At 26.6% G+C, this 14,085-nt stretch carries 12 protein-coding genes; 1 reads left to right on the top strand and 11 read right to left on the bottom strand.

The features are described from left to right. Window positions 1–2: 2 nt before the first annotated feature. From murC to HNP63_RS00155, 5 genes are read right to left on the bottom strand one after another with little or no spacing between them, the layout of a single operon-like run. Complete coding sequence (gene murC / locus HNP63_RS00135) at window positions 3–1,409, bottom strand: UDP-N-acetylmuramate--L-alanine ligase (RefSeq protein WP_183226901.1); 1,407 nt, start codon at window positions 1,407–1,409, stop codon at window positions 3–5. Then, entirely contained in the window at window positions 1,399–2,346 is a 948-nt protein-coding gene (locus HNP63_RS00140) for a hypothetical protein (protein ID WP_011601250.1), read from the bottom strand. Before HNP63_RS00140 ends, murC begins: the two co-directional genes overlap by 11 nt. Further along, window positions 2,315–3,262, bottom strand: a complete 948-nt coding sequence (locus HNP63_RS00145; RefSeq protein ID WP_073999028.1) for an RluA family pseudouridine synthase — start codon at window positions 3,260–3,262, stop codon at window positions 2,315–2,317. The genes HNP63_RS00140 and HNP63_RS00145 overlap by 32 nt, the downstream gene beginning before the upstream one ends. Before the next feature lie 12 nt (window positions 3,263–3,274). After that, window positions 3,275–4,609 (bottom strand): sodium/pantothenate symporter, encoded by a 1,335-nt coding sequence (panF, locus tag HNP63_RS00150; protein WP_183226903.1) that lies wholly within the window; start codon window positions 4,607–4,609, stop codon window positions 3,275–3,277. A 59-nt stretch (window positions 4,610–4,668) separates the two neighbouring features. After that, window positions 4,669–4,863, bottom strand: coding sequence for a DUF997 family protein (locus HNP63_RS00155; RefSeq protein ID WP_078171890.1), 195 nt, complete (start codon window positions 4,861–4,863; stop codon window positions 4,669–4,671). A 74-nt stretch (window positions 4,864–4,937) separates the two neighbouring features. Between HNP63_RS00155 and coaBC the strand changes: the two genes are divergently transcribed. Next, window positions 4,938–6,110: a bifunctional phosphopantothenoylcysteine decarboxylase/phosphopantothenate--cysteine ligase CoaBC gene (coaBC, locus tag HNP63_RS00160; protein ID WP_048830727.1), complete on the top strand. Its 1,173-nt coding sequence runs from the start codon at window positions 4,938–4,940 to the stop codon at window positions 6,108–6,110. A 24-nt stretch (window positions 6,111–6,134) separates the two neighbouring features. Here coaBC and HNP63_RS00165 read toward each other — a convergent pair whose 3' ends face one another. From HNP63_RS00165 to HNP63_RS00190, 6 genes are read right to left on the bottom strand one after another with little or no spacing between them, the layout of a single operon-like run. Continuing rightward, window positions 6,135–7,541, bottom strand: coding sequence for a HEAT repeat domain-containing protein (locus HNP63_RS00165; protein ID WP_183226905.1), 1,407 nt, complete (start codon window positions 7,539–7,541; stop codon window positions 6,135–6,137). Continuing rightward, a complete protein-coding gene (gene murJ / locus HNP63_RS00170; RefSeq protein WP_004789612.1) occupies window positions 7,538–9,058 on the bottom strand; it encodes a murein biosynthesis integral membrane protein MurJ in 1,521 nt (506 codons plus the stop codon). The genes HNP63_RS00165 and murJ overlap by 4 nt, the downstream gene beginning before the upstream one ends. Continuing rightward, window positions 9,051–10,178 carry a tRNA guanosine(34) transglycosylase Tgt gene (gene tgt / locus HNP63_RS00175; protein ID WP_183226907.1) on the bottom strand — a complete coding sequence of 376 codons (1,128 nt, stop codon included), beginning with the start codon at window positions 10,176–10,178 and terminating at the stop codon, window positions 9,051–9,053. The genes murJ and tgt overlap by 8 nt, the downstream gene beginning before the upstream one ends. A gap of 31 nt (window positions 10,179–10,209) precedes the next feature. After that, a complete protein-coding gene (locus tag HNP63_RS00180; RefSeq protein WP_011601243.1) occupies window positions 10,210–11,277 on the bottom strand; it encodes an LptF/LptG family permease in 1,068 nt (355 codons plus the stop codon). Continuing rightward, a complete protein-coding gene (locus tag HNP63_RS00185; protein WP_048830724.1) occupies window positions 11,274–12,563 on the bottom strand; it encodes an LptF/LptG family permease in 1,290 nt (429 codons plus the stop codon). The genes HNP63_RS00180 and HNP63_RS00185 overlap by 4 nt, the downstream gene beginning before the upstream one ends. Next, complete coding sequence (locus HNP63_RS00190; protein WP_011601241.1) at window positions 12,538–14,079, bottom strand: ligand-binding sensor domain-containing protein; 1,542 nt, start codon at window positions 14,077–14,079, stop codon at window positions 12,538–12,540. The genes HNP63_RS00185 and HNP63_RS00190 overlap by 26 nt, the downstream gene beginning before the upstream one ends. Between the last annotated feature and the right edge of the window lie 6 nt (window positions 14,080–14,085).

Here is a 14,085-nt window from a genome sequence, read left to right on the forward strand (position 1 = left end):
CCTTATAAAAAATCGTGTAAAATAAAATTATTTCCAGCGCCCATTGTTATAAACAAATCTCCTGATATTAATAAACTTTTTATAAATTCAACAGAATCCTTGACATCTTTAAAAAAATAAGTGTTTTTATTTATTTTTTTAATATTTAAAAACAATTTAACAGAAAGTTCATCTGGATTAAAATTTTCCCTATTAGAAAGATATATATTGTGCAAAATTAATATATCAGCAACACTTAGAACTTCAACAAAATCATTAAAAAATTCTTTTGTTCTTGTAAAAGTATGGGGCATAAAATCCAAAATTATACGTTTATTTTTATAAAAATCTTTAATACCTAAAAGCGTATCTCTAATTTCCCTAGGATGGTGAGCATAATCGTCCATGTAAATCACCCCCTTTTTCTCTTTAACAACTTCAACCCTTCTTTTTATACCACTATAATTTTTTGCAATTTTCTTTACTGCTTCTTCAAAATCAAAAATTGATTTCCCATTACTTTCTAAAAAAAGATTTAAAGCCAAAAGCGCTGCCGAAAAATTTAATACATTGTGAAATAAAACGGTCCTAAGTTCAACATTGCATAAGCCTAAAAAAGAAAAACAAAAATATTCATTCTTAACTACAATGTTACTTATTTGAAAGCTCGACAAATCTTTAGATCCAAAGCTAAAAATATTTATATCTTTTCTGTTGATTTGCCTTTTAATTTTAAGTAAATTATTATCATCAGAATTAATTATTAATATTCCATTTTTCTTTAAATTATTAATATATTGTAAAAAAGCGTCCTCAAGAGCCTCATAATTTTCAAAAAAATCAACATGTTCATAATCAATATTAGTTAAAATAAGCATATTAGGACTAAAATGTAAAAAATGCTTTTTATACTCACAAGTCTCAGCAATAAAAATGTTGCTAATACCTGCTATTGCAGAATTATCTCCAAAATCTTTAACACTTGATCCTACAATAACATTAGGATTTAATCCTAATTTGTTAAAAAGAAGACCTAAAAACGCCGTAGTGGTAGTTTTACCGTGAGAACCCGCAATTCCTACACTATAGTACTTTCTAGAAAGCTCACCAAGAACTTCAGAATAAGATAAAATAGGTATATTCAATTCTTTTGCTTCAAGCAAAGCTGGCAAACCATACTTATCATAAGCGGAAGAATATACTATTAAATCAAAAGACCTGCCAAGTTCTTTTAATGAAAATTCATAAATATTTTCATAATAAGATATTTTATTGTTACTTAAAATCTTATCAGTATGAAATTTATCAGAAACATCTACCCCTTCTACAAAGTACCCTTTTGAATTTAAAAAACAAGCAAGAGAACAAACTCCGCTCCCCTTTATTCCTACAAAAAAAATATTATTCAAACTGTCAAAATCAACCTTCATAGCTCTCTTCTAAATAATCTTTTTTGTCATAAAATTTATGTATAACTATATCAATAGACAATATATTGATTATTGTATACTTAAGTACGTTAGTAATAATATAGGTTCTAAGCATTTCTGTATTATTAAGCAAGTTATTTCCAAGGGGAATATTTAAAAATAATTTAAAAAGGTAATTACTTCCATCTTTTTTAATTTTAAGATCATAAACAATATAACTTCTATCGTATTCAGAAACACAATGTTCAATAATTTGCCTTACAGCTCTCTTAGAAATAGATAAAACACCTTCTTCATAAAAGTGAGGCCTTACAACAGATCGAATATAATTTTTCTTCTTAGTAAAAAACCATCCACTTTTAAAAAAAACTTTAATTGGGTTTAATAGTAAATTAGGCCTAACAGACTTTATTTCAAAAGCAGCTGCTGGTACAACATGTTCTCCCATTTGCCTTGAAATCCTTGCTTTTTCTATTTCCTGCCTAGTTGAGACATCTGTTATGTAAATAATCTTAAAAACATTTGGCAACAAAAGTCTTGAAATTATTTTATCTATCATTTTAAGACTTGTCCCTAATATTAATATTTTATTAAATTCTTCTCTTCCTAGAACTTCAAGCATTTCACTGCAATGAGCATCATCTTCAAATACAGATCGCTTTACTGCTCTAAAAACATTATCTTCAAACTTAGCAGAACTACCAGCAATAATTTTCATGTTTTTAATTAACACACCATCATCAATGATTAAAGGTATTGAATATTTATCTGCTACCAAATGCGATCTAAAGCTCTTGCCAGTTCCAGCAGATCCTACCAATGCATACACTTTCACTCTAACAAATTTATGCTTAATGCTGGTTGCAAAGTTTTTAACCTTGCTTAATATTTTTTTCAAAAAAAAATTACTTGAAAAATTCTGAAAATTCATAAACATCAAAAATATCTTTTACTTGCTTTAAAAATTCTAAACTAGGCTTAGCGTAAAATTCATTCTTTTTAAAGAATGCTTCATTAAATTTTACCAAAAAAGCGTGTAAAAAGTAATTGCTTTTCTCAAATTTATCATGATATTTCTTGTCATTAATTAAAGGGTGATTATTAAACGAACATTGAGCCCTTATTTGATGAGTAAAGCCCGTTTCAATAACAATCTCAGCAAGAGTAGCTCTCTTGGAAGACAATATTGGATTAACCTTTGTAATTGCATTAATAAAATCTTTGCCATCTAAAACAAAAGTTTTTTTTAATCTTTTATTCCTAAACAAATGATTTTTATAAACAACAGTTGACTTAACCTCGCCCAAAAGTATTGCAAAATATTTTTTAGTTATAGACCCACTACTAAATGCTGTGCTTAACTTTCTTGCAGTATTTATATTTTTTGCAAAAACAATAATACCGGAGGTATTCCTATCAAGTCTATGAACTGCCGAGGGCTTAAAGCTTAAAGATCTTAGCTCTTCCTTTAAAAGATAAGCATTCACTAAAAAATCAAGAGAGTTTCTGCCTCCATGAACTAAAATGCCTCTCTGTTTATCCAAAACAAGTAAATCACTGTCCTCATAAATTATTCTTTCTCGAATACATTGAAAATCAATATTGCTTTTATAACATTCATTCATAGTTAAGTTCAAACCTTGGGCTAAAGATTTATATAAATAAATTTTATCACCCTTACAAACTCTATATGAAAAATGTGATTTTATACCATTCAGCCTAATATCACCCTTTCTAATATGTTTTATTATCCTGGCTTTAGACAAATTTAAAATTTTAATTAAAATTGAATCTAGTCGCTTGCCATTATCGTTAGCAAGAATTTCTAAAAAAACATACTTATCCAAACGCAAGAAATAACCATCCTAATAAACTTTGCTATATTTTTTACAAAAAAAATTAACTATTAAAAATGCACATATAGAAACAAAAAATGATGGAAAAACGGGATGAAAAAACCAAATATTCAAACCAAAGCATAAAATATACAAATAAAATATCAAGCCTAAAAACATAGAAGCAAATGCTGCTATTTTGCTTACAAAATTCAAATAAAGTCCAAAAACAATAATAGAAAAAAATGAAACTTCTAAAGCTCCAAAAGCAAAAATATTAACAAAGAATAAAAAATTGGGAGGAAATAAAGAAAATACAAGTATTATTAAAATAAAAAAAATATTAGAAATCTTTATTACTCTGCTAACCTTTACATCTTCTTTTAAATCTTTTTTATAAATAAATATTGACTTTATTAAAACAGACGTTATTAAGAGCAAATTTGAATCTACTGTAGACATTATTGCAGATAAAAGACCCATAAAAAAAATAAAACAAGAAAAAGGGGTTAAAACTTTTAAAGCTACATTTAAAACAACTTTATCATTTGGATTTAAATCTGGAAAAAGAATAATGGCAAAAAATCCTATTAAATGCATCAAAATAATTAAAAAACTGATAATAAAAGTAGAAATGGGAAGAGAAAATTTTATAGCGGTCCCATCTTTAAATGCTATAAAATTATTAATAACCTGAGGTTGCCCTAATATCCCTATTCCTATTAATATCCAAAAAGAAATTATATATTGTGGCTTTAAGTCAAAATTTGAAGGAAGTAAAAGGTTTTTATCTAAACTAGACATTGCTGTCTTGAATAAATTATTAATGCCTCCTCCCAAATCTAACATCTTAGAAAACAAAATAACAGATGAAACTATCATTAAAAATGTTTGAATCAAATCCGCATAAGCTACTGCCTTAAATCCTCCAAAAAATACATAAATAAAAACTAATAGGGCAAAAAGCAAAAGACCCACCACATAATCAATGCCCCAAAAAACTTCTATAAGCTTAGCGCCACCTATTAATTGAGCAGCAATTAAAAACATTGAAAAAAAAATTAATACACATCCACTCATTACCGCCAAAAAATTACTTTCATATCTATATCTAATATAATCAATAATATTGATCGCATTAATTCTTTTTGATTCGCGATTCAATCTCTCACCAACAATAACAAAAACAATTAACGTTGTAGGAATTTGTATAGTAGCTAATAATATAAAAGATAACCCATACTTATATACAGCAGAAGGACCAGAAATAAAACTACTAGCGCTAATATAGCTAGAAGAAAATAATAAAGCCATAACAATAAAATTAATATTTCGATTTGCAAGAAAGTATTTATTTAATAACAAAAAACTACCTCTATTTTTTTTAAAAAAAATCTAAAAATAAAAAAATTATCAACAATGTATCAGGTTTTACTAATTAATAAAATGAAAAAACAAACCAAAAAAAAAATTATGCTGGGAAACAAAATTCCTGACCAAAAAAACCATAAAGGAATATTAAATATAATAGCTGATGTGTCAATAAAATAGGCAAAACAAAACCACAAAAAAAACATACAAACATACAATAATATAGCGTACAAAACCCTATTTCTCATTAAAAACAACCTTGACTAAAGGACATCAAAATTTATAAATTCATATACAATGAATATTATATAATATACATTATATGAATAAAAACAAACATATATTAATTGGTATATGTGGGGGCATAGCCTCTTACAAGTCAGTTTACATAGTTTCCAGTTTAGTTAAATTAGGATACAATGTCAAAGTTGTAATGACAAAAAATGCAACTAAATTTATTACTCCACTAACTTTAGAAACCATTTCTAAAAACAAAATAATTACTAATTTGTGGGATTTAGACCATAACGAAGTTGAACATATAAAAATTGCAAAATGGGCTCACCTAATTCTTATTATTCCTGCTACTTACAATACAATATCTAAAATTGCATCAGGAATTGCTAATGATGCATTAACTACAATAATATCTGCAAGCACAGCCCCCACTTATTTTGCAATAGCAATGAATAGCGCAATGTATTCAAACCCTATTTTAAAAGAAAATATAAAAAAGCTTAAAACTTATCATTATAAATTCATTGAGCCTGATGAAGGATTTTTGGCTTGCTCATCAAATGCTTTAGGACGCCTTAAAAATGAAGACAAAATTATAAAAATAATACTAAATGAATTTAATCAAAAAGATTGCCTAAAAAATAAAAAAATACTTATAACAGCCTCCAGAACTGAAGAATCAGTAGACCCAATTCGCTATTTTTCAAATACATCAACGGGAAAAATGGGGTTTTGTTTGGCACAAGAAGCTGTAAAACTGGGAGCTCAAGTTACAATTATTACAGGACCAACCAATGAAAACGAACCTGAAGGGGTCAATATTATAAAAATAAAAACTGCAATGGAAATGTACGAGGAAGTTCTCAAAATATATAATAAATTTGAAATAATAATTGGAGCCGCAGCTGTTGCTGATTTTAGACCTAAACACATTTTCAATAATAAAATTAAAAAAAATAAAACCAATAGATTATATATAAAATTAGTAAAAAATCCTGACATAATTCAACACATAGGACACAATAAACTTAAAAACCAAATTGTTGTTGGATTTTGCGCTGAAAATTCTAAGAATTTAATTCAAAAAGCTAAAGAAAAATTAAAAAAGAAAAATTTGGACTTTATTATTGCAAATGAACTTAAATATTTTGGCTCAAACTTAAACAAAATTTATATAATAAACAAACAAAGCATAAAAGAACTACCAGAAATGGAAAAATCAAAAGTAGCTAAAGAAATTTTAAAAATTTTGTACTAATACTGCTTTAAGAGTTATTAATAATCAATAATCTTTTAAAAGCATTTTAATATACTCAGAGTTAGTTTCACTTTTAATTCTTTTAAGCTTGTCAGAAAGTGCTGAGGATTTATTATAAATAGCTCCTTTTAATGCAAAATGCATTAAATCAACATTTTTACTATCAATGATTTTAGAATAAAAATTATCAAAATTACCCTTTTTACCGGCCAACATTGAAGCAATGCCTTTTAAAACATTTGAGGGTCTATTAACATTTTCTTTATTAACGATTTCTAAAGCAATTGACAATGCTTTTAGAGAATCCTTATCCAAAAGGTAGCTAAACATTGAAATTTTAAAACTATTGTCAATCTTAAAATCAAACATAATGTTTTTCATCTCAATATCCCCAAGATCCATATCAATTAAAGCCTTAGCAGAAGCCTCCCTAACTTTAAGAGATGGATCGCTTTTAACCTTATAAATCAGAATATCCTTTGCTGAAGAGTCCTTATGGCCTTTAATAGCATTAATGGCTTTAAATCTAATATTATCATCAGAATCTCTTAAAAATCCTTGTAAAATCTCTTTGGACTTTAAAGAAGGATCTTTAGATAAAGAAGCAATAATAGCCAATTTAACATTTAAGTTATTATTATTGTTCTGAAGATACAAATCAGCATTTGTAGTTACTTTATCTGGAGCAAGATATGACAACGCTTCGATTGCAGCAGCCTTAATTGATGGGCTTTCGTAACTATCCAACGAAATTTCATAAATTCTATCCTGATAATCAACAGCAGCCATTTTTCCAAGAGCAATAAGTATTTCTCTTCTAGCGCCATCATTTCCAGAATATTTTTCAAAAACTTCCATCATATTTTTAGAATATTCAAGAGAATTAAGCTCTCCTAGATAATAGGCTGCAATAGATACCACATTACCCTCTTTATTTTCAAGAATCTCAATAAGAGTTTTTTTTAATTTTTCTTTATCATCAAACTCTTTAAGATATGAAATTGCCAAGCCAAGTAGAGCATTTGAATATCTTTTACTCTCATAATTTTCAAGAATATAATTTGCTGTATCAATACCCCCTGAATACTTAAGAGAAATAAACAATTCAAGTATCTCTTTTTTAATCTCAACATTAAAGGTTTTCTCAAGTCTTTTTTTAAGAGAAAAATTATATTGACTATCACTTGATTTTTTAAGAGCTTTTATAATGCTTGTAACTTGACTATCAAGTCCATAAAGAATTGTATCGTTAACATACTTGCTCTCTAAACCAGCATTAGAAAAATTCTCACTCCTAGAAGAATCTTTTTTCTCAAGCTTATTTTCTGTAGTTTCGGGCAACAAAGGAGGATTAGGAAGAACTGGAAAGTTAATATTTTGAGAATATACATTTAAAATAGGCAAAAAAAATAAAAAATTAAAATATTTCATAAAGTATCCCTCCTAATAAACCTAAAAATTTTATTTATTCCTAAAACAGAATAACAAATAAACAAAATAAAAATACTAACAATTCCTGCCGCAATTAAAAAATAAAGATTTTTAAAACTAAAACCCACATCCCACTGAAGCTTCTCAAAAAAGAAATAAATTATATATAAAGGGAAAAGTGTAATAATTGACTTTATAAGAACAAATAAAATCTCAATTAAATTGATTTTAACTCCACTTTTTAATATTATAAAATAAAAAACAATCACACAAATCATAAAAGAAATAGATTGGGCTAATGCTAAAGCATTCAAACCATAATAATTAATACCAAAAACAGAAAGTAAAATATCAAGAATAGAAAATAAAACGCTCAAATAAAATGGTGTTTTTGCATCACGAATAGAAAAATAATATTTTTGGAAAAAACTAAACATCGAATAAAAAAGTAAGCCTACAAGAAAACATTTCAAAACTCCCGCTGTTTTTTGAGTATCATAAATAGAAAACTTGCCCCCCATAAGAAACAAATTTAAAATATAATCAGACCAAATAAACATCAAAAAAGACACTGGAATAAAAATTAACAATAAAATTTTAATTCCATCCACTAAAAGGGTGTTTAATTTTACATTTTTTCCCAAAACAGCATATTCTGCCATTTTGGGAAAAATTACTGTTGCAATAGAAATATAAAAAATTCCCACAGGAAGCTGATAATAAACCACAGCATTACTAAAAATAGAAACACTTCCTATCTCAAGGGTAGATGCTAATGCAAATGAAATCTGTTGAGTAATAATTGAAATAGAAAATCCAAAAATCATACGAACCCATCTGCTTAAAAAATTCAAAAATACCTTTTCTCTAAAATAAAATGCTGGCTTCCAGGCAAAACCAATAATAAGGCAATTTACAAACGGAATCAGAAATTGTAACCCACCGCCAAAAATTACGCCAATAACAGCACTATATATTCCAAAACGACCATACAATAAAAATATGCTCAATATTATTCCAAAAGAAAACATAATAGGCGAAAATGAAGGAATAAAAAAAATTTTATATGAATTTAGAACAGATATGAAGATTGACGATAAACTTATTAATAAAATATATAATACCAAATAACTAAATACAGAACTTGCAAAAATTAAGTTTTCTCCCCTATAATAAGACAGAAAATACATTATAGGCTTAGCAAAAATAATCATAACTAAAACAATTAAACCAATAGAAATAACATTAAAGGTTATAACAGTTCTGAAAAAAGAAACGGCTTTTTCGTGTGATTTGTTTTTTTCATATGTAAATTCAGGTAAAAAAGCCGAAGTCATTGCGCCCTCTGAAAGAATTTTGCGCAAATTATTAGGAATGTTGAAAACGTAGTTAAAAATATCAGCATCAAGATTTGCGCCAAAATAATAAGAGAAAATCTTTATCTTTGCAAACCCCATTATTCGTGAAAAAAAAGTAGAAATCATGACCAAAACCGTAGAAACAACGTATTTATTCATCAAAATTTCCCTCTTCATACTTTTTTAAATATGAAGTTCTAAAGTTCAAAAAATCATCATTTAAAATTGCCGTTCTAATCTTTGAAATCAATCTAAACATATAATAAATATTATGCTCACTTGCCAAAATTATTCCAAAAAGCTCTCTCGATTTTATCAAATGTCTTAAATATCCTCTTGAATACCTTGTACATAAGGTACAGCCACAATCTTTCTCTACCGGGGAAGTATCATCTTTGTACTCCTTCCTACCAATTCGCATAATTCCATTATCTGTCAAAAGAGACCCATGCCTAGCAATCCTTGCAGGATTAACACAGTCAAAAATATCAATACCATGGTATATAGCATCAAGTATGTAGTGGGGAGTACCAATGCCCATTACATATCTTGGTTTTTCTCTTGGTATCAATAAAGAACTATATTCAAGAATTTCCAAATATTTTTCTCTTGGTTCTCCAACAGAAATGCCTCCAATGGCAATACCCGGGCTATCTAATTCTAATATATCATTAATGCTTCTTTTCCTTAAATCTTTAAAAAAATTTCCTTGGGTTATTAAAAATAAAAGCCCGTTGTATTCCTCTTTTTTATTTTTATAAGCCTTAAATGTACTACGAGCCCAATTGGTTGTAATATTTGTATATAAATTGGCTTCATTATAATCAATCCCATAAGAACTGCAAATATCAAGTGGCATAATAATATCGCTGCCAAAAGTTTCTTGCATGGCAAATACTCCCTCAGGAGTAAAATAATGATGAGATCCATCTAAATGAGATTTAAAATGTACACCTTTTAAATCAATTTTTCTCAGACCAGAAAGAGAAAACACCTGAAATCCACCCGAATCGGTTAAAAAATTTTTATTCCAAGTTGTAAAATTATGCAGACCACCATATTTTTCAATAGTTTTAATGCCCGGTCTTAAATATAAATGATAAGTATTTGCAAGCATTAAATTACATTCTAACTTCTCAAGAACAGTATGTTTTAATCCTTTCATTGCCCCTAAAGTACCAACTGGCATAAAACAAGGAGTATCTACTCTGCCATGAGGAAGATTTAAAAATCCAACTCTTGCATTAGAATGTTTGTCATTCTTAATTACGCTAAACATATAAACATCCTAAATAATTATTATATATATATTATTTTCTAACAATCCTATAAACAAGAAAATTAATAATTAAAAAAAATATAGTTGTAAAAGAGCTTGCCACATATATGTTTAAATAGCCAAGATCCGCCAAAAAACTAAAAATTACAATAGAAATAACATAAACAACAGCAAAAGCAATACTATTTAATAAACTGAGTATAAAAATATTTTTCTTAAGAGCAAGAGCAATAAACCCAACAGTAAAGCTGAGAAGCATTAATCTAAATGAAAAAAATATCCTATTTAACAAATCAAACAATGCATCAGAATAATTTAAATGTTCACTTTTGAGAAAACTTATCCAATTAATAAGCTTGGTAAAATTTAATGCCTTTGACGATAACATCACAGTTCTTATGTAATCAGGCTCTAGCTTAATAATTCCTGTTCCATCAAGAACATCATAGGCATTCTCCTTAATTTTTCTACCAACCTTAACAAACTCTCTAATACCATAAAGCTTCCATTTATTATCTTTCCATTCAGCTTTATTTATATCATACCTTGTTTGAAACTCATCTTTACTGTCTTTGATTATAATCATTAAGTTAGAAAAAGCATTCTCATCAATATCATAAGATTTAATATTATAAATTTCTCTAGCAAGATCTCTAATTATTATAGTTTTATCAATAGACCCATTATTGCCAATGCTATTCTTAATCAAAAGATCTCTTTTTGCTACAGTATCTATTACTAGATAATTATCAAAAAAGAAAAGAACAACTGAAATAAATACACTAATCAAAATGATTGGTCTTAATATCCTGGTAAGTGGAACTCCACAACTAAAAAGACCTATTATTTCATTTCTCATAGAGAGATTGCCAATAAGATTAGAAATAGCAAAAAGAAAAGATAAAGCAACTCCATCTGAGAAAGCTTTTGGCAAATACAAATAATAAATATAAAAAATATCCTTAAGGCTAATATTTTTTTCAAGAAAATTGAGAAGATTAACAAATAAATCACCAAGAATAATTAAAATCATGAAAATTAGGTTCATGGATAAAAAAGTAAGAATGATACTTTTTACAAAAAGCTTATCTATTTTCATTTTTTTAATAATCTCAAAAAGAGAATTGCTCCTGCAATAATTAAAATCAAATTGGGTAAAATAGTAACAATAATAGGATTTGGTGCATACTGCACAGTATAAACTTTCCCACCAATAAACATTACCCAATAAAAAACACAAATAATAATTGAAATTACAAGCTCAAGAATAATAGAATATTTCTTGTTAGAATACAGGCCCATTGAAAAAGCTAAAAAAATGAAAAATAAAACTGAAAGTGGCAAACTAATTTTTTGATAAAATTCAAGATTAAACAGAGCTAAATTTTGGTTCATGCTTCTATTTTGATAAGGTTTAAAATTTAAACTTAAATTATATATATAGTTTAAATTTTCAAAAACATAAGATTCATCCACATAATAGTTCTGATTGTATAAATAATTTAAATAAAGATTTGAAAAATTTAAACTTAAAAAGTCTCCTTCTAGATTATTTCTTATATTTGAATCCGCAATTAAATCGTTTTGCTTTTTAATTAATTTTATAACATCTCTCATACTCATTTGCGAAGGAGTTACATAATTTAACAAAAAACTATCACTAAATGTGACCTGATCGATTGAATATTTCATCTTATCTGCATAAAAATAATCATAAAATCCACTCTCACTGTCTGTTAAAGCAATAGATAGAACATCATTTAAAATAAAATAAACTTGAAAATTTTCTTTTCTAATATCAAGATTTTTTGCCATAAATATTCTATCAAATCCCTTAAGTCTAGTATTATCAAAAAAAGTTACATTTTTATAACCATTTTCTGATTTCTCACCAGAAACAAAAATTAAATCTCCATATTGTTTGCTTGAATAAGGCTTTAATACCAAATGAGGAACTTCTTCTTTTATTTCATTAAAAATTTTTAACCTACCAATAGATCCAAGTGGAAGTAAAATATCATTAGATATAAAAGATATAAAAACAATAATTATTCCCAATTTAAAAAATGGAATAAGCAAATCAAAAATTGATATACCAATTGAACGAAAAGCTAAAATTTCATTGTGAATCTTGAATTTATGAATAGTAAGAATTACTGAAATCAAAGAAGCAAAAGGAGGAGAAAGCGCAATCACCATAGGAAGAGAATATATAATAAAAATAAAAGCTTTAAAAAAAGGAACATAATTTTGAAGAAGTATTCTCATAAAGAATAAAATTTGATTTATAAAAAATACGAAAAAGAAAAATAAGAATGTAATTAAAAAATATTTAAAAAATTCAGTAATTATGTAAGACTCATAACTGTTTTTTAATATTTTCATCTACAAAAACCAAGCCGTTATTAAGAGTACCTAGTATAACATAATTTTCAAATCTAGAAACTTTTATTAAATTTAAATTAAGAAGTCCATTATTAGGTCCAAAATAATCCCAATTGTCATTTTCAGAATCATAAATTAACAACCCATGATCAAAGGTTGCAAACAACAACTTTTTATCTTTAATCTCCATATCCATAAAATAATTAACATCAATATTATTAGCAATAACGTGCTTTTTATAGCTATTTTTATTTAAATTTAGCTCAAAAAGACCTCCACCATACGTTCCAATAAAATAACTATCTTTATAGCCTTTTATAAAATTAATATTTTTTTCATTATCATTTTTGCTAAAAAAATCCAAATGTTCAATCTTCTCTAAATTATCAACATTAATACTATAAATAGCCTTGTCAACCGTTCCAACTAATAATAAATTTTTCAAACTATCAAAACACATTGAAGAAATTTTATTAGATCCAAGCGGTATATTTTTCCAATTTTTTAAATCATAAAACCATAGCCCAGAATTTAAAGTACCAACAAATATTCCATTTTTAACACCAAGCAAAACTTGTATATTGCTAAAATCAGCATTATTAGGAACACTTATTTGCTTTAAATCTCCATCGGCATTATCTATATAATAAACGACATTTTTCCCTCCAATATAAATTGTTCCATTATAATCTGCAAAACCCCTAATGCCATTTAAAAAAATGCTTTTTTTATCTTTAAGATAGACTCTACAATCATTTTTTTTAATATTATACCTTAAAAGTCCTCCCAATATATTAGTTACAAATATATTCTCATTAAAAACAAATGCATCAAAAACGCTATTATCAAGAAATCCCAAAGATTCTAAGTTTAAATGACTTACCCCAAGTTTATTACTTAAAAAATTATAAATCTCTTTGTCATAACCTGAGATAGAAAATTCATTAATCTCTTTAAATGCAGAAATTGCATCTGATTTTTCTTTAATAAGATACTTCAATTCAGCTAATCTTAAACTAGCATGAGAATACTTATAATCTTTTAGAAAAAGGTCAAAATTATATTCAGAAAGATCGTAAAAACCATTCTCATAATTTACATATCCAAAAAACAAATTTGCCTTAGCTAATAATTCCCTGTTATGCTGATTCTCATTAGCTACGATTTTATTCAAATAATAGTTCGTCAAACCAATATCTTTCTTAGCATAACTTTCTCTGGCTTTTTTAAAATAAAAATTATTTTCTTTTAAAAAAGCATTACTAAGAAAAAAGGATTCATTATCTTTTAATCCTATTAAATAGTCTCTTTTGAATTTACTCTCATTAATAATATTATTATCACTAATAATAACTGCTTCTTTTTTCTTCTCTACAAGATCACTAATATTAGAATCCTGAATGGATTGATTTTGAATAGACTCATCTTGAATAGAACTATTTGTAGTAAGACAAGAACAAAATAAGACAAAACATATAAGACGAACTTTAAATAAATTATTCAAAACAAATTTCATATTATT

The organism is Borreliella afzelii (assembly GCF_014202295.1).
GTDB classification, from domain to species: Bacteria; Spirochaetota; Spirochaetia; order Borreliales; family Borreliaceae; genus Borreliella; species Borreliella afzelii.